Genomic DNA, 23,379 nt, shown 5'->3' with positions numbered 1-23,379 from the left:
AGGTTCACACGGTTTCGCAAAGGGTTGCAAAAAAAGGAGGGCACCTCGTTGGCACGCGTACATCTGCACCATATTACGAAGACATACAGCGGCGCGACTGAGCCGGTTGTCAAGGATTTCAATTTGGATATCGAGGACAAAGAATTTGTCGTATTTGTCGGTCCATCTGGCTGTGGCAAGACGACGACGTTGCGCATGATTGCGGGGTTGGAGGACATTACAGGTGGTGATTTAATCATCGGCGACCGCAGGGTCAACGACGTTGCGCCAAAGGACCGCGATATTGCGATGGTCTTTCAAAACTATGCACTCTATCCACATATGTCGGTGTATCAAAATATGGCGTTCGGCCTAAAGCTTCGCAAGGTGCCCAAGGCGGAAATCGACAAGCGGGTACATGAGGCTGCGCGCATTCTCGATATTGAGCATCTGTTAGACCGCAAGCCGAAGGCGCTATCTGGCGGTCAGCGCCAGCGCGTTGCGTTGGGCCGCGCAATTGTCCGCGAGCCACAGGTATTCCTGATGGACGAACCGCTCTCCAATTTGGACGCCAAACTTCGTGTACAAATGCGTGCGGAAATTCGTAAGCTGCACCAACGGTTGCAGACGACGATGATTTACGTTACACACGACCAGACCGAGGCAATGACGATGGGGGATCGGATTTGTGTCATGAAGGATGGCATTATCCAGCAGGCGGATACGCCGCAGGTCGTCTATAGTCAACCGAAGAATATCTTTGTTGCGGGATTTATCGGCTCCCCGGCGATGAATTTCATCAAAGGGGATATCATTGCAGACGGCGACAAACTATACTTCCGTGCACCTGGCATTTCAATATTGCTGCCGGAAGGCCGCTACAATGTGTTGAAAAGCTCTGGTGTCATCGGAAAGCCTGTCATTTTAGGTGTTCGCCCAGAGGATTTGCACAACGAAGAGTTGTTTATGTCGACGTATCCGGAGGCAGTCGTCGACGCAAAGGTGGAAGTTGTGGAGCACATGGGTTCAGAGGTCTACTTGCATGTGAACATTGGGTCTTCGTCGATGGTGGCTCGTGTGAACCCAAGGTTTAGTTTTCATCCAGGCAGTGAAGTGAAACTTGCCGTCGATTTGAATAAAATTCACATTTTTGATGCTGAGACGGAAGAATCCATCGGGTTCTCCCACGCGGTGGAGGCGCCTGCCGTCACGATGTAAACGTGAAAAGAGGGGGGTGACGACGTGGTTCAACAAAGTGTCAAGATTGCGTTGGTTCGCGGACTCGCGGCACGTCCAGCCGCCGAGTTTGTGAAGATGGCTTCGTCGTTTGAGAGCCGGGTGCGCATTGGTCGCAATGGCCAGTGGGTGGATGCGAAGAGCATTTTGGGCGTGATGTCCATGGCGTTGTCGCAGGGTGACGAAATCATCGTGCAGGTGGACGGAGCAGACGAGGATGTCGCGCTGGCTTCGTTGGTCAAATTTTTGAGTGCACCGGGTCTCTAGGCATGTGCGCCTATCTCCCCGAAGTTGCTTGCCAAGGTAGGGTGGGTTGGTTGTTGTTTACGTTTGCAACGGTATAAAAGTTTACAAACAGCGCAACGCGAAGGCGTTGCGCTGTTTGTCGTGTTCGGGTACGCTTTGTATGATGAATAGTCGTCGTGATTAAAGAAGTTGATTAAAGAAGTAATTGGTACGAATGAAAGGAAAAAGGGGGAGAGGTTGTGCAACCGGATGCGCCTTTACATAGAGATATCCGAATTCTCGGCGATTTGTTGGGAGAAGTCATTGTTGAACAGTGTGGCCAGTCCGTGTTTGACCATGTAGAGAATATCCGCCAAGCTGCGAAAGCTTTTCGGGGGCATCCTTGTGCAGAGACGCGCAGCGCGCTGCAACAGGCGGTCGAAAATGTTCCGGGCGCGCTTCGGAGTGATACGATTCATGCGTTTTCGGTCTATTTCCAACTCGTCAATCTAGCAGAGCAAAATCATCGCTTGCGCAGGAGAAGAGCCTATGAAAAGTCTGATCAACCACAGCGCTGGACGTTCCAGGAGACAGTCGCGGCGCTCAGTGCGCAGGAAGTGTCTTCGAGTCAGGTGGAAAATCTGCTGCACGAGGTCGGTATCGAGTTAATTCTCACTGCGCATCCAACTGAAGCGTTGCGGCGGACGGTGCTTGACAAGCATACAAAGATCTCGGCAGCGCTTGAGGAGATGGATGACCCGCGCAAAACACCGCGTGAACTTGGTCGGTTGCGCGAGCAGATTCGCACGCAGATTATCGCTTTGTGGCAGACGCGTTCAGTGCGCAAGCAGCGCATTAGCGTTATCGACGAAGTTCGAAACGGCCTTTATTTCCTAGATCAGATTCTGTTTGACGTGTTGCCTGAGGTTCATGAAAAATTGGAGCGCGCTGTGGAGGAAAACTACCGACTTGAGCGCGTCCACTTGCCTGCTTTAATTCGGTTCGGTTCTTGGATGGGCGGTGACCGCGATGGGAATCCAAACGTGACACACGACGTGACAGAAGAGACGTTAAAGTTGCATTTCGACTTGGCGCTGTCCAAATACCAAGAAAAATTGCACGAATTGGCGCACGATTTGAGTTCTTCTGTGGAGCGTGTCGGCGCTGATGCGGCATTGCTCGAGTCCTTGGACGAACCTAGTGATGAGCCGTATCGGGCCAAGATTACACAAATGCAACGGCGCCTTGCGAATACCAAGCGGCACGTGCATGGGGAAGTCACAAAGCATGAACGATATCACGATGTATCTGAATTTCTACGCGACATTGAGTTGATGGATAAATCGCTGCGGGCGCATCGTGGGGAGCGGCTTGCGGACACTTTTTTGCGGCCATTGCAACTGCAGGTGAACCTGTTCGGCTTTCATATGGTCACCCTCGATATTCGTCAGCACAGTGGCGTTCATGAGCACGCTGTGGGCGAATTGTTAGAAGTAGCAGGTCTTTCCGATTATGCGTCGCTATCTGAGGTGGATAGGGTCAAAGTTCTGACGGACTGTTTGGGCTCGCCGCGCCCGATTCGCAATCCGTATCACGGTTATACGCCGCAGACTGAAGAGGCACTCGCTGTCTTCGATTGTATTCGCAAAGGCCACATCCAGTTCGGTCGGGCCTGTGTTCAAGATTATTTAATCTCCATGACACAGGGCGCTAGCGATTTGCTGGAGGTGCTTCTACTCGCTAAGGAGTGCGGTTTGTTCGGTTGGCCTGAAGGCCCGCTCCAGGCGCCGACCAGCCATTTGAACGTCGTGCCGCTGTTTGAGACGATTGAGGATTTGCAGGCGGCCCCATCCATCATGCAGTCGTTGTTTGAAAACCCAGTTTATCGTCGCCATCTGGAAGCGCATCAGAACGGCCAGGAAATCATGCTTGGGTATTCTGACAGCAATAAAGACGGGGGCTATCTCACCGCCAACTGGTCGTTGTACAGAGGACAGCAGGCACTGCTTGACGTCGCCGAAGCGCACGACATTCGGCTGAAGTTCTTCCATGGTCGAGGTGGGGCGTTGGGCCGTGGTGGCGGTCCAGTCGAGCAGTCGATTCTGGCTCAGCCCACGCGGGCTTTATACGGTCACGTGAAAATTACCGAGCAAGGGGAAGTCATTTCGCAACGCTATAGTCACAAAGGCATTGCTGAGCGGTCGCTCGAATCTGCCGCCGCCGCTGTGTTGCGAGGCGCTGCGCACGCGCGTTACGACCTCCACGAACAGGAACCGCAGGCGTGGGTGGAGTTACTCGACAAGGCGTCCCAGAAGTCGTTTGAAGCGTATCGCGCCTTTGTCTTTGGGGACGATGCATTCCTGACCTATTTTCACACGGCGACACCCGTCGATGAAATCGGCAAGCTCAATATCGGATCACGCCCCGCCAAACGCAGTCAATCTGCCAGAATTGAAGATTTGCGCGCTATTCCATGGGTGTTTTCGTGGACGCAGAGTAGACACCTGTTACCGGCTTGGTATGGGTTCGGGACATCGATGGAAGAGCTTTTGCAGTCGGAGGAAAACTTGCAGCACTTGCATGAGATGTACCGAGGCTGGCCATTTTTCCGGACACTTATCGACAATTTGCAAATGGCACTGGCGAAGGCCGATATGCTTGTGGCGCGTGAGTACGCGCATCTCGCGGGCGACCTTGGCGAACGACTATTTTGCGACATTGAGCAAGAATATGAGCGCAGCCGCCGCGCCGTGTTAAAGATTACGGGGTATGATGAGTTGTTAGACAACAAATCGGTGATTCAGTCGTCCATTCAACTGCGCAACCCGTATGTTGATCCGCTTTCATTCTTCCAGGTGCGACTACTCCGGCAGTTGCGGGAGACGTCTGACGAGGCCGAGCGCAGCGCGTTGCTGGCGGATGTGTTACTGACGATTAATGGTATTGCAGCGGGCCTTCGAAACACAGGTTGAGATAGGTTTCGAGATTGCAAGTTCGCCGTGTGTACTCTACCATGTAAGTAGCGTTTCAGATCTACTGGCTGTGATGGATAGCTATCCATGTACGATCCATCTTGGCCGAATCAGCGTTCATCATCACTTGGGACAATTTCGTGATTCCGGGACGCTATAAGTCCCTGCGGGGGTGGTCATCATCCGAAAAATTGCTGTATTGACAAGTGGGGGCGACGCGCCGGGTATGAACGCTGGCGTGCGCGCAGTCGTCCGAACGGCGATTTATCATGGACTTGAGGTCGTGGGGATACGCCGGGGATATGCAGGACTTCTCGACGGGGACGTAAAACCGATGCCACTGGAGTCTGTCGGTGACATCATTCAACGCGGGGGGACCTGTCTCTACACGGCTCGCTGCCTTGAGTTCTTGACGGAGGATGGGCAACGTCGCGGATATGAGCGGCTAACCGACTTGGGCGTGGAAGGTTTGATTGTGTTTGGCGGAGACGGGAGTTTTCGCGGGGCACAGAAGTTGCACCAGCTCGGTATCAAAACTATCGGCGTTCCGAGCACGATTGACAATGATATCGGTGCTTGTGATGCGAACATTGGGTTTGATACAGCAGTGCAAACGGCGATTGATGCGATTGACAAAATTCGCGATACCGCGACGTCACATGAACGGACCTATGTGATTGAAGTGATGGGACGCAGTGCCGGACATATCGCGCTCGCGGCAGGGTTGGCTGGCGGAGCCGAATCGGTTTTGGTGCCGGAGGTGCCTTACAAGCTTGAAGACGTCGTGGCGAAGTTACAGCGCGGTGTCGCGCGCGGTAAGAAACACTCTATCATCGTCGTCGCGGAGGGTGCAGGCAACGGTGCGGAAATTGGTCGGTACATCGAGCAGCATACGGGGTTTGATACGCGCGTGACTGTGCTTGGCCACGTGCAGCGCGGTGGTGCGCCGAGTGCGGCGGATAGAGTGTTGGCCAGCCGTTTAGGTGCGCACGCTGTCGATTTGGTGATGGCTGGCGTATCGGGACACATGGCAGCCACCAAAAATGGCGAGTTGACTTCTGTACCGTTTGATGAGGTGTTTCGCGCGGAACGAAAGCCCTCTCATGCGGTCTATCAACTAGCAGATATTCTGTCTATTTAATAGCCATACCGGGCAGCATACACACAAATGAGGAGTGACCGAAATCGTGATTGAAACCATTCGACAGTATCTGGGCGAAGAGGCAGATTTCCTATTAAATCACAAGGCAGAGAGCATTCCACAGTCCACCATCACCACGCCGTCTCCGACCTATCTTGACGACGTCTTTACATACACCAACCGTAACAATCAGGTGTTGCGCAGTTTGCAATCCTTGTACGGAACCGGGCGTTTGGCGAACACGGGATACGTGTCCATCTTGCCGGTTGACCAGGGGATTGAGCACTCGGCGGGCGCTTCGTTTGCGAAGAACCCGATTTACTTTGATGCAGAGAACATTGTGAAACTGGCGATTGAGGGCGGTTGCAACGGTGTGGCATCGACGCTAGGCGTTCTGGCGTTAACCAGCCGGAAGTACGCACACAAGATTCCGTATATCGTCAAGGTCAATCATAACGAGATGCTCAGTTATCCGAACAAGTATGACCAGGTGATGTTCGCTTCGGTGAAGCAGGCTTGGAATCTCGGCGCTGCGGGTATCGGTGCGACGATTTACTTTGGGTCTCCGGAATCTACGCGTCAACTCCAAGAGGTGAGTGAGGCGTTTGCGCTGGCGCACGAATTGGGGATGTTTACGATTCTATGGTGCTACTTGCGCAACGAAGCGTTTATCAAGGATGGCGTGGATTATCATACCGCTGCGGACTTGACTGGACAGGCTAACCATCTCGGTGTCACGATTGAAGCGGACATTATCAAGCAAAAACTACCGACCGTCAATGGCGGTTACACTGCGTTGAATATGGGCGAAAGCAGCTACGGAAAGACCGACAAGCGGATTTATTCCGAGTTGACGACAGATCACCCAATTGACTTGACACGCTATCAGGTCGCGAACTGCTATATGGGCAAAATTGGCTTGATTAGCTCTGGTGGCGCTTCTGGCGCGAACGATTTCGCTGAAGCTGTGAAGACGGCGGTTATCAACAAGCGCGCTGGTGGGATGGGTCTGATTTCGGGCCGCAAAGCGTTCCAACGTCCAATGGACGAGGGCGTTAAGCTGCTGAACGCCATCCAAGATGTCTACCTCTGTGAAGACGTCACATTGGCATAAGGGTTTTTACAGGCACCCTTCGGGGTGCCTTTTTTGAATATGGCTGTAATTTGGTCGTATTGTAACAATTGTGAGTTAGGAAGGAGAAACACCGTGACCAAGCCAGTGGTCGGCGTCATCATGGGAAGTCATTCTGATTGGGATACGATGGTGCACGCGTGCACGGTACTGGACGAGCTAGAGGTCCCGTACGAGAAGAAAGTCGTGTCCGCACATCGTACACCCGATTATATGTTTGAATACGCTGCTACGGCCCGTGCCAGGGGGTTACAGGTCATTATCGCGGGCGCTGGCGGTGCTGCACACTTACCAGGTATGGTAGCTGCCAAAACAGATTTACCAGTCATCGGCGTACCTGTAAAAACGTCGACACTTCAAGGATTGGAGTCGTTGTTGTCCATCGTCCAGATGCCGGGTGGGGTACCTGTCGCCACAATGGCGATTGGTCGCGCTGGCGCGACAAACGCTGGGTTGTTTGCTGCGCGGTTGTTGGCGGTCTCTGATGATGCGCTCGCCAGCCGTTATGCAGCGCGCCGTGAAGCCATTGAGCGGCAGGTGCTGGATGGAGGTGAGCCCGGTGCTTCGTGATGCAAAACTCAATGATGTGACCTCCGTGATTTTGCCGCCTGCCACGATTGGTATTTTGGGCGGCGGTCAGCTTGGTCGAATGATGGCGCTCGCCGGGCGGGCTTTAGGGTATCGCTTTATGGTTCTTGATCCGACACCGGACTGCCCCACTGCCCATGTTGCGGACAAGCAGGTCGTCGCGGCGTTCTCGGATATCGAAGCGGCGCGGCGACTCGCACAAATGTCCGACGTGGTGACGTATGAATTTGAGAACGTCGACGCTGAGGTAGCGCAAGCCCTGGAGACGTTCAGTCGTGTGCCACAGGGGAGTACACTTTTGGCGACGACACAACATCGCGTACGCGAAAAGACGTCGCTTTCCGACGCTGGCATCCCCGTGACCCCGTTTGTGCCCATTTTTTCATTTGCCGATTTCGAGAACGCAATGACGACACTCGGCTCAAAAATTGTGGTCAAAACGTCCCGCGGTGGCTATGACGGCAAGGGGCAGTGGATGGTTCATTCGCCTGCGGATCTTTTTAAGCATCGCGCGGAATGGGAAGACATTTTCGCTGTCAATCACGCTGGCGGCAGTTCCTTGGCGCCTTTGATTGCGGAACAGTTTATCCCGTTTCGCGGAGAATTGTCTGTCGTGGTCGCGAGGAATGCAAAGGGAGAAGTGAAGGCGTTCCCACCTGCGGAAAACCAGCACGTCAATCACATTCTGCATCTCTCCATTGTACCTGCGAGATTTCCGGAGTCCTTACTCCATCAGGCGCAGGTGCTTGCGGAGCAAATCGCGCAGGCAATGGAGATGGTTGGATTACTTGCCGTGGAGATGTTCGTTACAGAAGATGGGCAGCTGTTTGTCAACGAGCTCGCTCCCCGACCGCACAACAGTGGGCATTATACGATGGACGCCTGTGTGACCAGTCAGTTTGAACAGCACATTCGAGCTATCTGTAACCTTCCGTTGGGAGATGTGTCTTTGTTGACACCAGTCGTGATGGTCAATGTCCTTGGACAGCATTTAGAAGAAGTGTTGGCCCGAATGTCGACGCTGCCTGGGCATGTTAAAGTGCATTTGTATGGAAAGGCAGAGGCGAGGGGAGATCGGAAAATGGGGCATTTGAACGTCTTGTGCGATCACGTTGACGAGGCACTCAACTGGATTGCCAAACAGGGGATTTGGAATTAAGCGTTCGTTTTGATGCTTGATGCCACGCGATGGAATGAGGCGACACACCGGGAAACACTCGGTGTGTCGCCTCTTTTTCTGTATTCCCCGTGAACTAGGCGGATTCCAGTTTATCTTACGAAATGTAATTTGTGTGTGAAGTATAAGTTTATTCGAGTTGTAAAGTTATGGTTAGTAAGTACTAATTTTATTAATTAATACAAACTAACTATTGACGTTAGCATATTCTAATCTTAACATTGGAAACATGATACATGACTAAGTTAGTCAACTTTCAGCTAGGGTCAGTATCGAAAAGCAAGTCTAAAACGGAAGGATGATGGAGATGGCTACTGATTCAAGCTGTCAGGTGAAGCAGCTTGTTCAACAACACTGGGACGGTCGCGCCAAAACGTTTGACGAAAAGTCGCACCACGGTTTACATAGCGAGGAACAGCATCGTGCGTGGATTTCAGTGCTCACGGATTTGGTCGGTGACAAGCAGGCTTTGCAAGTGCTCGATGTCGGATGTGGCACGGGGTTTTTGTCTCTCTTGTTCGCCGAATTGGGGCATCAGGTCACGGGTGTGGATATGTCAGAGCAAATGCTGATGCAGGCAAAACAGAAAGCGAGACACAGTGACTTGTCGGTGGATTTTCGCCTTGGCGACGCAGAAGCGTTGGAGGACGAGGACGCGCGTTACGACTTGGTCATCGAGCGTCACATCATATGGACGCTACCCAATCCGGAGAAAGCGGTGCGCGAGTGGTTGCGCGTGTTAAAGCCAGGGGGCTCCTTAGCACTCATTGAAGGTGCATGGGGGCAAAACAAACATGCGGAGTATCGCGAGATACACTCGTCGTTGCCGTTTTTTGGAGGACAACCGAGTGACAAGCTGGAAGCGTTTTTGCGCGAGAACGGGATTGTAAATACGCGTGTAACACCACTGATGGAACCCACGCTGTGGGGCGAGGTTCCCCAGCACCCACGATATTTGGTGGTCGGTTTACGCGGCGAGTAGGCCGGATGTTGTTTGTCGCTTTGCGTTCTACAGGACGTGATGTAGAAATCAATCGGGGGGTATTTTTCGATGCATCGTTTTTCGAAGCAGATGTTCTGGGGGGCCATGATTTCCAGTGCCGTGGTGCTGACAGCTTGTGGTAGCCCATCTCAGACAGAGAATGCACAAGCAGGGAATTCTTCAGCGAATCATCAGACGCAATCGAAGAAAGACACGTTGGTTATCGATGACCTCAGTGAGACGCGCGATTTAACCACAATAGACCCTTTAAACAAAGATATCACTCTGCCGCGGAGCATGGTGTTTGACTCGCTGTTCGTGAAGGGGAGCGACGGTCAGATTCAACCATCTCTCGCGCAGTCTTATACGACAAAAGGAAATACACTGGAAATCAAACTGAAACAAGGGATCAAATTTCAAAATGGAGATCCGCTGAATGCGCAGTCCGTCAAGGCGACCATCGAGAAGATTCTCCATCCTGACCCGAATGAGGAAAGCGCCTTTACGTCGTTGCTCGCGAATATTCAGCAAGTCAATGTCGTGGACGATGACACGGTGGATATTGTGACTAATCACCCAGATTATATTTTACCGCAATATTTGACGAATATTTCGATTGTCGATGCAAAACAATTGGCCAAGGGAAATCAGTACCAAACGCAATTGAATGGCACAGGGCCGTATATGTTGGCAGATTGGAAACGTGGACAAGAAGTTGTTTTAAAGGCAAATCCGAACTATTGGGGAAAGAAGCCGCAATTTAAGCAAGTGATTATCAAATACGTTCCAGATGAGTCGACAAGGATTGCCGATTTGCTCAGTGGACACGCAGATATTGCAGCGGATTTAACGCCTGAGTCGATTAACCGTGTGACGGGTAGCAGTAGTGATGGCGTCATTTCGACGCCAGGTGACCGCGTGACCTATATGAGCTACAACTTTACAGGTCCCTTGGCGAACGAGAAAGTTCGCCAGGCTATCTATTACGCCATCGATAGAAAAACGCTTGCGAAAGATGTCTATGGAACATATGCAACGCCGGCGACGGCACCTGTGGTAAAAGGAGCATCTGGATATGTCGATGAATTTCCGCTTTCTGACTTTAATGTACAAAAGGCCAAACAGTTGATGAATGAATCCGGTGTCAAAGGTCCAGTCGATATCAGTTTGCACGTCAGCCAAAGTGACCTTGATGTTGCACAGGTCATTCAGTCGCAGTTAAAGAACATCGGCATTCAGGTGAAAATTGACGTGCTCGCGCAAGGTGAGTTGTTAGATCCGAAGCAGTTGAACAAACCACAGCCGATTATGTTTATCTTCACAGGTCTGGATAATCCAGAAGAGGACGCTTATCGAATTTATGCGCCGACCTTCTCGGATGAATCATTTATTAAGCCGTTTGGCTATCAACCATCCGCCGAAGTTGGCAACTTGATTCAGCAGTACTTGGCCGCGCCTGATTTGGCGAAACGAACTGCAGTATCCAAGCAAATTTTGGAGGTGACGAAGCAGCAGGCGGCAGTTGTGTGGCTTTTACAACCTTCGAATATTTACGGGGTGTCCAACCAAATCAATTGGCAGCCGAACGGAGCGACCCAGATTCAGATTCAACAAATTCAGGAGAAGTAAACCATGATGCTTTCTGTCATCCAAGCCGTCAGACGTCTGTTTGGCGGCTTCATGGTCCTTTTGGCGGTGTCTATCTTACTCTTTGTCGTCAGCAAACTGATGGGAGATCCCTCTTATTCTATCTTGTCTATCGATGCGACACAGTCGCAAAGGGCTGCATTTCGGGCGGAAATTGGCTGGAATCAATCGTTTTGGGCGCAATTGTTGCAATACATTGGACGCACGGTGACAGGTCATTTCGGGAACTCGTATGAAATGCAACAGCCTGTCAGTCAGATTCTCGTGCCGTATGTTTGGGGGACGGTTAAGTTGGTTGGGTTGTCGTTGCCCCTAGGAATGTTCGGAGGAATTGTCTTTGCGTTTCTCAGTTTGTGGGCATCGGACAGGACTGAACGTATGTTTCAGCGGTTTCTATTGTTGCTCTATTCACTGCCGGGGTTTGTTCCGGTCATCTTGGCGATTGAGATTTTCGGCGTTAAGTTGAAGTGGTTTCCGCCTTCGGGTAGTCAAGGAATTCAGTCGCTGGTCATGCCTGTGGTGCTGCTTGCTGGCTCGGAAGCCATCAAGAGTGGTCTCTTACTGCGGACGAAATTGCGGGAAGTGATGGAAGAAAAGTTCGTTGTGACTGCGCGCGCCAAAGGATTGGCACCAAGGCGTTTGTACATTCAGTATTTGTTGCGCCCTGCATTGATTTTGGTCTTCTCCTATTTGTCGATTCAAGTGGGTCAGTTACTCGGAAGTACGATTATTGTAGAGAACATTTTTGCGTATGAAGGGGTCGGAAGTTTGGCCATTCATGCGTTGTCCACGCGTGACTTACCACTGCTTCAAGGTTGTATCTTTGTGCCAGCAATCATCTTTTTGGTGTTGCGATTTGTCACTGATCTCGTCCAGCCGTGGCTGGATCCGCGCCTTCAGCAGGCAGGTCGGAGGGTAAGCATATGAATCAGCGATGGGGAGGTCGAAATGCGATATTGATTTGGTGCGTCTTTGGTTTGGTGCTCGTCGCAGCTTTCTATATCGCGATAAGCGGCCACTTTTATTCGCCGATTGAGCCGTTTGTCGGAGGAAAGTTGCAACCGCCTTCACACGCATTTCTGATGGGGACAGACGAACTTGGCAGAGATGTGTTGAGTCGTCTGATTGCGGCGACGGGCGTAACTTTGGGGCTATCCCTGGTGTCGGTCGTCCTCGCGATGCTGATTGGGACTTTATTGGGAATGGGCGCTGGTTACAATCTCGTTCCGTTCCTCACACCCGTCATTTTATTTCTCGGACAAATTTCAATCATTTTCCCAACCCGTTGGCTTCCACTCATGATTGTTGCGTTATTTGGAAATCACGCGCTCGGCATGGTGCTTTCGATGTTCTTTTCACTGTGGGGTCAATTCTTTTGGTTGATGTATGACGAGTCGAGGGGGCTTCAGGGGAGAACATTCATACAGGCAGCTTATGCGGTGGGAGGAACGAAATGGAAAGTCATCATCTTTCACGTCTTTCCGTATCTGGCACCTACGGTCTTAGTGCTCGCTACCTTATCGTTTCGAACCGCTATCGGAGTGATATCGACGTTGAGTTTTTTGGGTATTGGATTGCAACCTCCGACGCCGACTTGGGGTTCGATGATTGCGGAAGCGCAGCCATACTTTTTTCAGGCGTGGTGGCTTGTAGTGTTTCCCATCGTGGCACTTATCATCTCCGTGCTTGCTGTGAATGGACTTGGAAATCGATTTGGAAAACGGTGGGATGTCATGGATAGAGTTCAGGGGCGAACGCGAGGGAGTGAGGGAACAGATGCAACGACGGTTACTTGATGTTCAGGGACTGAACGTTTCCTTTCCGTCGGGACAGGAGACGACGGTTGCAGTGAAGGACGTTAATTTGCAAATGCAGCCTGGGGAGACGTTGGCTATCGTCGGCGAGAGCGGTTCTGGTAAGAGCACGCTCGCACTGTCGATTCTGAAGCTGACTCATAAGCCGAGCTCTGTTCAGGCGCTGCGAATGATGTTTGATGGCACCGATTTGTTGCACTTACCTGAGCGCGGGATGCAAAAGTTACGGGGAAAAGACATTTCGATGGTGTTCCAAGATCCTAAAACGGCATTTCACCCGATGATGCCACTTGGCAAGCAACTGTTGGAGGCGCTGCCACAAGGACGTCGCCGAGAGAAAAGACAGCGCGCCTTGGAAATGCTGTCACGCGTGGGACTACCGGATGCTGAACGGCAAATGCACGCGTATCCACACACGCTCAGTGGCGGCATGTTGCAGCGGGTGATGATTGCCATGGCTTTGCTGAATCAGCCGAAATTGCTGATTGCGGACGAACCGACAACCGCGCTTGACGTGACGGTGCAGGCGGGTATCATTCGCCTGTTTGCTCGTTTGAAGAGGCAGTTTCAGATGGGGATGCTGTTTATTTCGCACGATTTGGGCGTTGTTGCACAGCTAGCGGATAACGTGGCAGTGATGCGGCAGGGGCAGATTGTGGAGTACGGGTCCGTTGAACGAATTCTTCAGCACCCAGTGCATCCTTATACCCGTCACTTGTTACAAATGGCACCGAGACTGGGTGGAACCCTGCCGATGATTGGCGGGCGATGACGCGCCTTGAAAGGGGGAGGGCTATGTTATCAGGTAAACACTTGGAAAAACGATATCCGTGGAAGCGATGGGTGCATTCGTCTGGGGCAATTTCGGCCGTCCGCAACGTGTCTTTGCGGATTCGGGCCGGTGAGACAATCGGATTGGTTGGCGAAAGCGGATCCGGCAAGAGCACATTAGGCCGCTGCCTGGCCGGACTCGAAAAACCGAGCGCAGGAAGCGTGTTTTATGGGGACTTGGAGATTTATTCGTTATCACGGCGCGAAGCACGGTTCATGCGCAGGCGCATTCAGTACATACACCAAGACCCTGTTGACGCCTTAAATCCCTATCGGACAATTGGGCAGAGCATCGCCGAGCCACTTTGGTATTTTGGCGTGAAAAATCATGCGGATAGAAGGGCGGCAGCAGCGCGGCTGTTGGAGATGGTTGAACTGCCGACTACTTATTTGGACAAGTATCCTTTAGAGTTGAGTCGTGGGCAATGCCAACGGGTGAATATTGCGCGTGCACTGATAGTAGAGCCGGAAATTATCATTTGTGATGAAGTGATTTCGGCGCTAGATGTTTCAACAGGCGTGCAGATTTTACAGCTTTTGAAAGAATTGCAACAGCAAAACGGCTATGGTTACTTGTTTATTTCGCACGATTTGTCGCGTGTCATACAAATCAGTGACTGGATAGCGGTGATGTATATGGGAGAGATTGTGGAATTTGCACCTGCTGAGAACTTTCACGAAACGGCCTTGCACCCATACGCACAGGTTCTGATTGAAGCGGTGCCGCGGCTGATACCCGGGGAAAGTATCGAGGCGCTCTCCTCCTCCACGTTCGAAACGCCGCAAAGTCAGTTGACCGATGTTGAGGGGTGTCCATTTCATCCGCGTTGTCCGCTCGCAACGAAACGATGTCGTGAGCAAAAGCCGGTGTTGCGCGCAGTGGGTGCGCATCGTGTGATGTGTCATTTCGTGGAGCCATGATGGAAAGGCCGACAGGTCATTTTACTGCAATCATGTTCTCTTTTGAACATCTGTTTAGTTGCACCAGCTGAGACATTTGCGTATACTCTGAACCGAAAACATATTTTGTGGCGTTGATGAGGCGAGTAAATCAGGATAATCCTACAGGGAGGCGCACCTTGACTGGAAGTGTGCCGGATGAAACTGATTGAAGTTCCCCTCAGAGCTGCAAGGTTGAACGACGCGAGTATTTGGGGTGGACCCAGTCTTGGACGTACAAGTAGGCCTTGCCGGATGGAGTCGATTCATCCGTTATCGTGAAGAGTCGGGCGACAGCTGTCGCCAATTAGGGTGGTACCGCGAGCAACCTCGTCCCTACGGAGGGGGGTTGCTCTTTTTTATTTTCCAGCGGCAATCGAGGTTATGCCAGGATTTCCGACTGATGATGGAGGGGCGTCCATGGATTTAGAAGCGTTGAAACAAGAATTGGCTACGCTGCACACCAAAGCGCTACAAGAATTGGAAGATGTGCAGGATACCAAGCGCTTAGGCGAATGGCGCGTCACGTATTTGGGGAAAAAGAGCGAATTGACGACGTTATCAAAACAGATGGGACAATTGGATGCACAGACCCGGCCGCTTTTTGGCCAGTTGTTAAATGAACGCCGGCAAGCGCTGGAAAGTGCATTTACCAGCAAACGCGAAGCGATTGAGAGTGCAGAACAGAATGCACGACTGGCGGCCGAGACCATTGACGTCACATTGCCAGGACGGCACACAGATGTTGGTGCAGTTCATCCAATTTCCCGGGTGATTCGCGACATTGAGGATATTTTCCTGGGCATGGGCTTTATGATTGCGGACGGGCCAGAGGTCGAGACGGATCGCTACAATTTTGAAATGCTCAACCTTCCAAAAGATCACCCTGCACGGGATATGCAGGACACATTTTACATCACGGACGAGCTTTTGATGCGGACCCACACTTCGCCGATGCAAGTGCGCACGATGGAACAAATGCATCCGCATGCGCCGATTAAGGTGATTGTTCCGGGGCGCGTCTATCGTCGGGACGAGGACGACGCGACACACTCGCACGCGTTTACTCAGATTGAGGGGCTGGTGGTCGACCAGGGCATCCGCATGAGTGATCTCAAGGGTGTGCTGGAGGCGTTTGCGAAGGCGCTCTTTGGTGAACATCAGCGTGTTCGGTTGCGCCCAAGTTATTTCCCGTTTACAGAGCCAAGCGCCGAAGTCGATCTCGTCTGTGTCCACTGTCAGGGCCGCGGTTGCCGCGTCTGTAAGGATACGGGTTGGATTGAGATTCTCGGTGCGGGCATGGTTCATCCGCGCGTGCTGGATATGGCTGGATATGATAGCTCAATTTACAGTGGTTTTGCGTTCGGCATGGGTCCAGAGCGCATTGCAATGTTGAAATACGGCATTACGGATATTCGTCAGTTGTACCAGAACGACCTCCGGTTGCTGCGTCAATTTGCGAAGGTATGACGAAGACGAAAGGACAGGGATGAGACGTGAAAGTATCCTATCAATGGCTGAGTGAATATGTAGATCTCCGCGATATGTCTCCCGAACAACTGGCGGAAGCGCTGACGCGTGGTGGATTGGCGGTTGACGGTATAGCGTCGCGCAACCAGGGGGTTGAGGGTGTCGTCGTGGGACTTGTCCGCGACATGGAGCAGCATCCGGACGCAGACAGACTGCACGTTTGTCAGGTGGACGTCGGACAGGACGAGTTGTTGCAAATTGTCTGCGGGGCACCAAATGTGGCGCCTGGGCAGAAGGTACCCGTGGCCTTGCCGGGTGCGAAGTTGCCAGGGGATAAGCAAATCAAGCGGGCGAAGTTACGCGGCGTGACATCGAACGGAATGCTCTGTTCTGCCGTGGAAATTGGTCTGGATACGCGACTTTTGCCGCAGAATCAAACGGTAGGTTTGTATATTCTGCCGGAGGACACGGAGATTGGTGCGGATATCGTCCAAGTTCTGCATCTTGATGATTACGTTCTCGATATTGACTTGACACCGAATCGCAGTGACTGTTTGTCCATCCGCGGCCTCGCATATGAAATTGCGGCGCTGACTGGCAAACAGACGACGTTCCCGACAGATATCGACGTGACGTTGCCGAATGAACCGTCACCGATTCGCGTTCGAATTGAAAGTGATCGGTGTACCCGCTACGACGCGCTTGTACTCACTGATTTGCAAGCTGTACCGTCGCCGCTGTGGATGCAAATGCGGTTGTTGTCGATGGGTGTTCGCCCGATTGATGTCATAGTCGATGTCACGAACTACGTGATGTTGGAATGGGGACAGCCGTTACACGCGTTTGATGCCGGCAAGATTGCTGACTCGACGATTGTCGTCCGGCAAGCGAAGGCGGAGGAGACGCTTGTCACCTTGGACGGCACAGAGCGACGCCTCGACGACGACATGTTGGTGATTGCAGATCCGGAAAAAGCCATCGGACTCGCCGGCGTGATGGGTGGAGAAAACAGCGAAATCCATTCGTCGACGACGCGCGTCGTGATCGAATCTGCGAGATTTGACGCACCGTCGACTCGTCGTACAGGGCAAAAGCTAGGTTTGCGCTCAGAGGCGCAACAGCGCTTTGAAAAGGGGATTGATCCGGCTGTCGTCCGCACCGCACTTCTGCGTGCGACACAATTGCTTGTGCAACTGGCTGGTGGACAGATATCTGGTGGCGTTGCCACAGCCACGACGGATGCCGAGAGCGCGTTGGCACAGCGCGTTCCATTTTCGCCGAACCGGTGTCGCGAACTGCTTGGGTGCGACATCAGCGACGACATGATGCACGAGTTGTTTCGGCGACTTGGGTTTACGGTGGTGGAAGACAGCGAAAATTGGATGGTCAACGTTCCGACCCGCAGACCAGATATTGCGCTTGCGGCGGATTTGGTCGAAGAAGTGGCTCGTTTGTACGGTTACGACAATATTCCGTCGACGTTGCCGCTGGGACCTGTGACAATTGGCAATCGAGATGCTCGTCAGCGCATTTTGGAACAGGTTCGGAATATGTTGGTCACACGCGGTCTGTTCGAAGTGCGCACTTATGCATTTACGTCTCCAGAGGCGTATGCACCGCTCCAATTGGCAGAAGGGAACCGTCTGCGCAACATGATTCCGCTGGCGTATCCGATGTCGGATGAGCGACGAGTCCTTCGCACGCATCTTTTGCCAAGCCTGGCCGAGGTGGCCCGTTACAATTTGGCACACCGGGTCGATGGGGGTGCGGTGTTTGAATTTGGACGTACGTATGAAGCAGATGCGTTGCCCATCACGCAGCAACCGCGCGAACGCGAAGTTGTTGCGATGATGTGGTTTGGTACGCTGCCGGACAGTTTGCACGAGCGCGCGCGTCCATACGACTTTTACGATGCCAAGGGAGCTGTCGAACAGATATTGGATGGATTTGGTATCGTCGTGCAGTATGAGCGGGCGCAAGAGCCTTGGCTGCACCCCGGCAGGTCTGCCGCGATTGTCTGTGATGGTCAGCGAATTGGTTTTGTCGGAGAGATTCATCCGACCACTGCAGCGGGCTACGATTTGTCGACGACACTGTACGCTGAACTCGACGTGGCGCAATTGGTCAAGCGGCACACGACTTCGCTCCTCGTTGAGTCGTTGCCGCGCTTTCCAGGTGCTCGTCGCGATTTGGCGCTCGTCGTGAATAAAGACGTGTTGGTCGGCAAGATGCTCGAGTGTATTGATGAATTGAGGTCCAAGCGCGAGATCTTGAGATTCGCTAGTGTGTTCGACGTGTACGAAGGAAAAGGGATTGGCGAGCAGCAAAAGAGCATCGCACTCGCGTTGTCTTTTGGCGCAGATGAGCGAACGCTGACGGATGCCGAAATCGACGAAGCCGTGCAGGAAGTATTGCAGGTGCTTGAGGCCCAATTCGATGCGCATTTGCGTGGATAGGCATCCAGACGATGGCAATGGCAGGAATCTGAGCACATGGCATGGAATATGGGCGTAAGGGTTGTCTAAGGGGGGAGCGCGATGGACAACGACTCAATCAATCGGGTAAGGGTCACCATTCACGGAATGGAGTATACGCTCAGAGGTTCTGCTCCGACCTCACATTTATATGCGGTTGCCGAGACAGTGGACAAGCTGATGACCGAGATTTCGAATACGTCAACCTATATGGATGAACGGCGTGTGGCCGTATTGACTGCGCTCAACCTCGCAGATGAACTGGAGCGCTTGAAAAAGGAATACTACGATTTGCTCAGTTTGCTGGACGAAAAGACACGAGGTGACGCTTCTTCTTGAGCAGTTTTGACGTATTGGATTTCATTTTTTTCGGAGTCATCGTCTTGGGTGGCGTGAACGGTTATCGACTCGGCGTCGTACGGCAAGTGACTCGCTTGTTTGGGGCGGTCATCGCCTATTTTGTGTCTTATTGGTTACGGCCGTACGTCGCGCCCGTGATTCAGAACATGCATGCGTTCGCAAACGCTGCGAAACCGTCTGCCGCTAGTTTCCTGTTTGGCAACTTGTCTGGTGCCATCGCGTTTGGGCTCGTGTTTCTGGTGACATTTTTGTTGCTTCGATACGCAGCTGGGTTGCTTGACGCGTTGTTCAGTTTGCCTGTTTTGTCGTTTGTCAATCGTATGGTAGGTCTTGTCGCTGGCGTTGCTTTAGCTATTTTGTTCGTGTTCGTCGTCGCCATGATTTTGCACTATGTAAATACACCTGTAATTCAACAGCAGTTAAGCCACTCGAGCGTTGTCCAATGGCTCGACGGAAAACAGGTACAATCGGCGATTCATTCGCGAATCGCCGATTGACCTCCACAGAGATGCGGTTGCTGCGGGTTGATTAGGCCACATCTGTGCGTTTACGTTCCGTCCGCGTTTCGCCCACGAAAGTTGGTGGGGACGAACAAGTCGATGATACCAATGACGAGTGACGCTAACAGCGCACCGAGGATACTTGCGTGCATCCCTGGAACGAACAACTGTGCGATGTAAATCACGACTGCACCTGAGATGAATCCAACGATACCTCGTCCGTACGGTGAAATCCGTCGGCCAAAGAGCTGTTCCACTGCCCACCCGAGCACGGCGATTACGATGGCGGCCAAAATTGCCGACCAGAAACCCATCACGCCAAAACCAGGTACTAAGTAACCCACGAGCATCAGGACGAGTGCAGATACGACAAAGCGGATGATGGTGCCGATGATGTGCATCTGTGAAATCCCCTCCTACGCTTGGTCTGCCTTTAGACTTTCCTGCCTGCGACAAGCCAATGTGGTACAATGAATGGGATTTTTTGAACTTTCCCCCGAGTGGAGTGCGATATATGTTAGAGCGGTCTTTACGGGCTCTAGAATACAAATACATTCAAGAACAAATTGCTCAATACGCGATGTCCAGTTTGGGTAAGCGCGCAGCACTTTCAATGCAGCCATTTACACAATTGTCCGATGCTGAGGTGGAACTTCAAGCGGTGGACGAATGTCTCCGCTGTTTGCTGCGCGCTGGAGGACCGCCATTTTCTGGTATTACAGACATCAGGGCTGATTTGCAGCGGGCGAAAGTTGGTGGCACGCTCTCCGCTGAGCGGCTGCTCGCGGTTGCTCAGCTGATTCATGGTGGTCGACAGTTTCGACAATATGTCCAGCACGCAGCTGAGCTCGTCGAAGTGGAGCATCTTGTGCAGTTGCTGGAACAGATGGTGGACGCAAAGCGCACCGAACAGGAAATTCGCTCGGCCATTGATGATGATGCACAGGTGCTCGACAACGCGAGCGCCACGTTGCATGAATTGCGCACGGAGCGTCGTAAGGCAGAGAGTCAGGTACGGACAGTGCTCGATAGGTTGTTGAGGGCAAACCAAAAAGTGCTTCAAGAACCCATTATCGCGATGCGTGGATCGCATTTTTGCCTACCTGTGCGCGTGGAACATAAAAATCAGGTCAACGGGATTGTGCGCGACGTGTCGGCGTCCGGCTCGACGGTGTACATCGAACCGCAAGCGGTGGTCGACATCAGTAATCAGGTACGCGAGTTAGAGATTCTAGAAGAGCGTGAAATCGAACGTATTTTGTCCCAGCTGTCGCAAACCGTGGCAGGGGTAGCAGATGAGTTGCTCGGGAACGTCGAAGTCCTGGAGACAGTGGATTTGTGGTTCGCCAAAGCGGGTTACGCCAAAGCGCTGGACGCCAAGCGACCAACGTTGACCGAGGGTGTCTGGCGGCTGTATGGTGCGCGCCATCCACAATTGAACCGCGATGCGGTACCGGTCGATGTTACGCTGGGTGAGGACTACCACTTGTTGATTGTCACGGGCCCGAATACCGGTGGCAAGACAGTGACGTTAAAAACCATCGGGTTGCTCACCTTGATGGCGATGTCCGGCTGTTTCTTGCCGACTCAACGCGAAAGTGAAATTGGGTTTTGTTCCGACATCTTTGTCGATATCGGAGACGAGCAGAGTATTGAACAAAGTCTCTCCACATTTTCGGCCCATATGACGAACATCATCCACATGCTCTCCGCCGTGCGTAGAGACAGTCTTGTGTTGCTTGATGAATTGGGGGCGGGGACAGATCCGGCAGAAGGATCCGCCTTGGCCATCGCCATATTGAATCGACTGTGCGATGTGGGGTGTCGTGTGATTGCGACGACGCACTACGCCGAGTTGAAGGGCTACGCGTTTCACAATCCACATGCGATGAATGCCAGTATGGAGTTCGACGTCGAGAGTCTGCGACCAACATACCGTTTGTTGGTGGGCGTTCCGGGGCGGTCCAATGCGCTTGCCATTGCCGCCAGGTTAGGTCTGCCGGAGGATATTTTGGCGGAAGCTCGCGAGCATGTGGCCGAGACCGATGTGCACGTCGAGGAACTGATTGGCAAGTTGGAGCAGGCTCGGCGCGCCGCCGAACAAGCCGCAAGCGAAGCTCAAGTATTGCGTGAGGAGAGTGAGCGCTTGCGGGAGCAGTGGGAAGCTAAGGCGAATCGCTTGGAGGCGGAAGCTGAAGCGATTCGCCGAAGGGCGCAGCAGGAGGCGGCCAAAGTGGTGGAACAGGCGCAGCAAGAGAGTGAAAAAATCATTCGCGAATTGCGTCAGATGCGCTCTGCTGCGGGCGTCAAAGATCATCAATTGGTGGAACTGCGCAAATCGCTCGAAGGATTGGTTCCGGAACAGCGGGCAGGGAAACGGGCATCCACGTCAAGCGCCAAGTCAAAATTGACGGTTGGTGCGCGCGTACGCGTGATTTCCCTGGGACAAAAAGGGGATATTGTTGAGGTTTCCGGCGATGGCAGTACGGCCATGGTGCAATTGGGACTGATGCGAATGAAAGTAGGCGCCGGCGATATTGAGGTGCTCCAAGAGAAGCAGCAAGAACAGACGGTTCGCCACACGCGCAAAGGCGTGGCCAAAGACATTCGCATGGAACTTGATGTCCGTGGTGAGACCGTTGAAGAAGCGATTCGCCGAATTGATAAATATCTCGACGACGCTGTTGTCTCTGGCTTGCCGCGCGTCGTGATTATCCATGGGAAGGGGACAGGCGCTCTCCGCAATGCCGTCCGCCGCCATTTGCAACATCATCCACAAGTAAGGAGCAGTGTGCCTGGTGGACAGGGTGAAGGTGACGATGGCGTTACGGTAGTGACCGTTCGGATGTGAGACGATAGCAGATATCTGTCTTTGGGCTATCTGCACCAGTGTCTCGGATTGTCTATTAACCAATGGTTATGTCTAAGCTAGAATAGGAACTATCTCTTGTTTTAAAATGATTCACAACATTTCCAGTTGCCGGTTTAGACAATTGGTCAAGGGAGGGACTGGACGGTGGACTTCGGATTAGACCAGAAATCTGTGCTTGTGACGGCAGCCAGTAGAGGCCTTGGATTTGCCTGTGCGAAGATGTATGCGTCCTTGGGGGCGAAAGTAACCATTGCCAGCCGTAGCGAGCAAGCGCTCGAGGAGGCCGCGCAGTTGATTGAGGACGAGACGGGGAAGCGTATTCACGCTGTGCGCATGGATGTCAATCGACCGGACGATATTGCGAGAGTTGTCGCCGCCGCTGAGGAATTTGGTAACGGATTGGACATTCTGATTTGTAATGCAGGTGGGCCGCCCAAGGGGTCTTTTATGCAATTGGAGGACAGTACGTGGTATCAGGCGTTTGAGCAGAATCTGATGTCGGTCGTTCGCTTGACTCGGGCAGCGGTACAACATCTGCAGCGGTCGAGTTGGGGACGAATCGTCAATATCACGTCGTCGTCCATCAAGCAGCCAATTTCGGGCTTGATACTATCGAACACGATGCGGGCAGGCGTATGGGGGCTGACGAAAACGTTGAGTGAGGAATTGGCCCCTTATGGTATTTTGGTGAACACGGTAGGGCCAGGTCGCATCTTGACGGACAGGGTTCGGGAGGTGGACGAGGCGACTGCAGCGCGTACTGGAATGGCGTTGTCGGAGGTGCAGCAACGGGAGTTGGAGAGAATTCCGGTTGGGCGGTATGGAACGCCTGAGGAGTTTGCCAAAGCCGTGGTTTTTCTTGGCTCACCGTTCAATACCTATATCACAGGTACCGCTTTGATGGTAGATGGCGGGATGGTCAAAGCACTATAATACGTCAATACGTCGCCTCGACGCACGATTGGGTTAGAACGTTAAGGGTTGAAGCGTAGATCCCGATGAAATACACTGTTTCGGATGCAAATATGGCGCGCCTCGTG

Annotated in this window: 20 protein-coding genes and 1 other annotated feature; of the genes, 19 read left to right on the top strand and 1 reads right to left on the bottom strand. The window is 52.6% G+C overall.

What is annotated here, in order from left to right; genetic code table 11:
- Nucleotides 1-48 precede the first annotated feature (48 nt).
- The 17 genes from J3482_RS08340 (at nucleotide 49) to J3482_RS08260 (ending at nucleotide 19,464) form a co-directional block, all read left to right on the top strand.
- Nucleotides 49-1,197, top strand: a complete 1,149-nt coding sequence (locus J3482_RS08340) for an ABC transporter ATP-binding protein (RefSeq protein ID WP_146820994.1) — start codon at nucleotides 49-51, stop codon at nucleotides 1,195-1,197.
- Nucleotides 1,198-1,221: 24 nt separating this feature from the next.
- Nucleotides 1,222-1,482 carry an HPr family phosphocarrier protein gene (locus J3482_RS08335; RefSeq protein ID WP_146820992.1) on the top strand — a complete coding sequence of 87 codons (261 nt, stop codon included), beginning with the start codon at nucleotides 1,222-1,224 and terminating at the stop codon, nucleotides 1,480-1,482.
- Between the two features lie 218 nt (nucleotides 1,483-1,700).
- Nucleotides 1,701-4,412, top strand: a complete 2,712-nt coding sequence (gene ppc, locus J3482_RS08330; protein ID WP_146820990.1) for a phosphoenolpyruvate carboxylase — start codon at nucleotides 1,701-1,703, stop codon at nucleotides 4,410-4,412.
- Nucleotides 4,413-4,593: 181 nt separating this feature from the next.
- Nucleotides 4,594-5,553, top strand: coding sequence for a 6-phosphofructokinase (gene pfkA, locus J3482_RS08325; RefSeq protein WP_146821432.1), 960 nt, complete (start codon nucleotides 4,594-4,596; stop codon nucleotides 5,551-5,553).
- 46 nt (nucleotides 5,554-5,599) lie between these two features.
- Nucleotides 5,600-6,667, top strand: a complete 1,068-nt coding sequence (locus J3482_RS08320) for a class I fructose-bisphosphate aldolase (RefSeq protein WP_146820988.1) — start codon at nucleotides 5,600-5,602, stop codon at nucleotides 6,665-6,667.
- Nucleotides 6,668-6,787: 120 nt separating this feature from the next.
- Nucleotides 6,788-7,255, top strand: a complete 468-nt coding sequence (gene purE / locus J3482_RS08315) for a 5-(carboxyamino)imidazole ribonucleotide mutase (protein WP_223203977.1) — start codon at nucleotides 6,788-6,790, stop codon at nucleotides 7,253-7,255.
- Complete coding sequence (gene purK, locus J3482_RS08310; protein WP_206916501.1) at nucleotides 7,230-8,432, top strand: 5-(carboxyamino)imidazole ribonucleotide synthase; 1,203 nt, start codon at nucleotides 7,230-7,232, stop codon at nucleotides 8,430-8,432. The genes purE and purK overlap by 26 nt, the downstream gene beginning before the upstream one ends.
- 325 nt (nucleotides 8,433-8,757) lie before the next feature.
- Nucleotides 8,758-9,432 carry a class I SAM-dependent methyltransferase gene (locus J3482_RS08305; protein ID WP_206916499.1) on the top strand — a complete coding sequence of 225 codons (675 nt, stop codon included), beginning with the start codon at nucleotides 8,758-8,760 and terminating at the stop codon, nucleotides 9,430-9,432.
- Between the two features lie 69 nt (nucleotides 9,433-9,501).
- The gene (locus tag J3482_RS08300; protein WP_146820982.1) at nucleotides 9,502-11,061 is read left to right on the top strand and encodes an ABC transporter substrate-binding protein; all 1,560 of its coding nucleotides are present in this window, start codon (nucleotides 9,502-9,504) and stop codon (nucleotides 11,059-11,061) included.
- Between the two features lie 3 nt (nucleotides 11,062-11,064).
- Complete coding sequence (locus J3482_RS08295) at nucleotides 11,065-12,006, top strand: ABC transporter permease (RefSeq protein ID WP_146820980.1); 942 nt, start codon at nucleotides 11,065-11,067, stop codon at nucleotides 12,004-12,006.
- On the top strand, nucleotides 12,003-12,875 hold the full coding sequence (locus J3482_RS08290; RefSeq protein ID WP_146820978.1) for an ABC transporter permease: 873 nt from the start codon (nucleotides 12,003-12,005) through the stop codon (nucleotides 12,873-12,875). Before J3482_RS08295 ends, J3482_RS08290 begins: the two co-directional genes overlap by 4 nt.
- Nucleotides 12,856-13,665: an ABC transporter ATP-binding protein gene (locus tag J3482_RS08285; protein ID WP_188332065.1), complete on the top strand. Its 810-nt coding sequence runs from the start codon at nucleotides 12,856-12,858 to the stop codon at nucleotides 13,663-13,665. Before J3482_RS08290 ends, J3482_RS08285 begins: the two co-directional genes overlap by 20 nt.
- Before the next feature lie 23 nt (nucleotides 13,666-13,688).
- Entirely contained in the window at nucleotides 13,689-14,645 is a 957-nt protein-coding gene (locus J3482_RS08280) for an oligopeptide/dipeptide ABC transporter ATP-binding protein (protein WP_188332064.1), read from the top strand.
- A 104-nt stretch (nucleotides 14,646-14,749) separates the two neighbouring features.
- Nucleotides 14,750-15,004, top strand: a binding site (T-box leader).
- A 94-nt stretch (nucleotides 15,005-15,098) separates the two neighbouring features.
- Nucleotides 15,099-16,133, top strand: a complete 1,035-nt coding sequence (gene pheS, locus J3482_RS08275; RefSeq protein ID WP_146821427.1) for a phenylalanine--tRNA ligase subunit alpha — start codon at nucleotides 15,099-15,101, stop codon at nucleotides 16,131-16,133.
- A gap of 26 nt (nucleotides 16,134-16,159) precedes the next feature.
- Nucleotides 16,160-18,589, top strand: a complete 2,430-nt coding sequence (gene pheT, locus J3482_RS08270) for a phenylalanine--tRNA ligase subunit beta (RefSeq protein WP_146820974.1) — start codon at nucleotides 16,160-16,162, stop codon at nucleotides 18,587-18,589.
- 81 nt (nucleotides 18,590-18,670) lie between these two features.
- On the top strand, nucleotides 18,671-18,946 hold the full coding sequence (locus J3482_RS08265) for a cell division protein ZapA (RefSeq protein WP_146820972.1): 276 nt from the start codon (nucleotides 18,671-18,673) through the stop codon (nucleotides 18,944-18,946).
- Nucleotides 18,943-19,464: a CvpA family protein gene (locus J3482_RS08260; protein ID WP_188332063.1), complete on the top strand. Its 522-nt coding sequence runs from the start codon at nucleotides 18,943-18,945 to the stop codon at nucleotides 19,462-19,464. The genes J3482_RS08265 and J3482_RS08260 overlap by 4 nt, the downstream gene beginning before the upstream one ends.
- Before the next feature lie 50 nt (nucleotides 19,465-19,514).
- Here J3482_RS08260 and J3482_RS08255 read toward each other — a convergent pair whose 3' ends face one another.
- Nucleotides 19,515-19,868: a phage holin family protein gene (locus tag J3482_RS08255; RefSeq protein ID WP_146820970.1), complete on the bottom strand. Its 354-nt coding sequence runs from the start codon at nucleotides 19,866-19,868 to the stop codon at nucleotides 19,515-19,517.
- Between the two features lie 113 nt (nucleotides 19,869-19,981).
- Here J3482_RS08255 and J3482_RS08250 point away from each other — a divergent pair, with 113 nt between their 5' ends.
- On the top strand, nucleotides 19,982-22,318 hold the full coding sequence (locus J3482_RS08250) for an endonuclease MutS2 (RefSeq protein ID WP_206922269.1): 2,337 nt from the start codon (nucleotides 19,982-19,984) through the stop codon (nucleotides 22,316-22,318).
- A 165-nt stretch (nucleotides 22,319-22,483) separates the two neighbouring features.
- On the top strand, nucleotides 22,484-23,272 hold the full coding sequence (locus tag J3482_RS08245; RefSeq protein ID WP_146820965.1) for an SDR family oxidoreductase: 789 nt from the start codon (nucleotides 22,484-22,486) through the stop codon (nucleotides 23,270-23,272).
- Nucleotides 23,273-23,379 lie beyond the last annotated feature (107 nt).

The organism is Alicyclobacillus suci, assembly GCF_017329615.1.
Lineage (GTDB): Bacteria > Bacillota > Bacilli > Alicyclobacillales > Alicyclobacillaceae > Alicyclobacillus > Alicyclobacillus suci.
This window is presented reverse-complemented; position numbering and strand designations above follow the sequence as displayed.

Excerpts from the sequence above, each read along its gene's own strand:
- J3482_RS08285 (WP_188332065.1), top strand. The coding sequence starts at position 12,856 with ATGCAACGACGGTTACTTGATGTTCAGGGACTGAACGTTTCCTTTCCG.
- purK (WP_206916501.1), top strand. The coding sequence starts at position 7,230 with ATGGAGGTGAGCCCGGTGCTTCGTGATGCAAAACTCAATGATGTGACC.
- J3482_RS08305 (WP_206916499.1), top strand. The coding sequence starts at position 8,758 with ATGGCTACTGATTCAAGCTGTCAGGTGAAGCAGCTTGTTCAACAACAC.
- J3482_RS08280 (WP_188332064.1), top strand. The coding sequence starts at position 13,689 with ATGTTATCAGGTAAACACTTGGAAAAACGATATCCGTGGAAGCGATGG.
- J3482_RS08265 (WP_146820972.1), top strand. The coding sequence starts at position 18,671 with ATGGACAACGACTCAATCAATCGGGTAAGGGTCACCATTCACGGAATG.
- J3482_RS08295 (WP_146820980.1), top strand. The coding sequence starts at position 11,065 with ATGATGCTTTCTGTCATCCAAGCCGTCAGACGTCTGTTTGGCGGCTTC.
- J3482_RS08300 (WP_146820982.1), top strand. The coding sequence starts at position 9,502 with ATGCATCGTTTTTCGAAGCAGATGTTCTGGGGGGCCATGATTTCCAGT.
- J3482_RS08250 (WP_206922269.1), top strand. The coding sequence starts at position 19,982 with ATGTTAGAGCGGTCTTTACGGGCTCTAGAATACAAATACATTCAAGAA.
- purE (WP_223203977.1), top strand. The coding sequence starts at position 6,788 with ATGGGAAGTCATTCTGATTGGGATACGATGGTGCACGCGTGCACGGTA.
- J3482_RS08255 (WP_146820970.1), bottom strand. The coding sequence starts at position 19,868 with ATGCACATCATCGGCACCATCATCCGCTTTGTCGTATCTGCACTCGTC.
- J3482_RS08290 (WP_146820978.1), top strand. The coding sequence starts at position 12,003 with ATGAATCAGCGATGGGGAGGTCGAAATGCGATATTGATTTGGTGCGTC.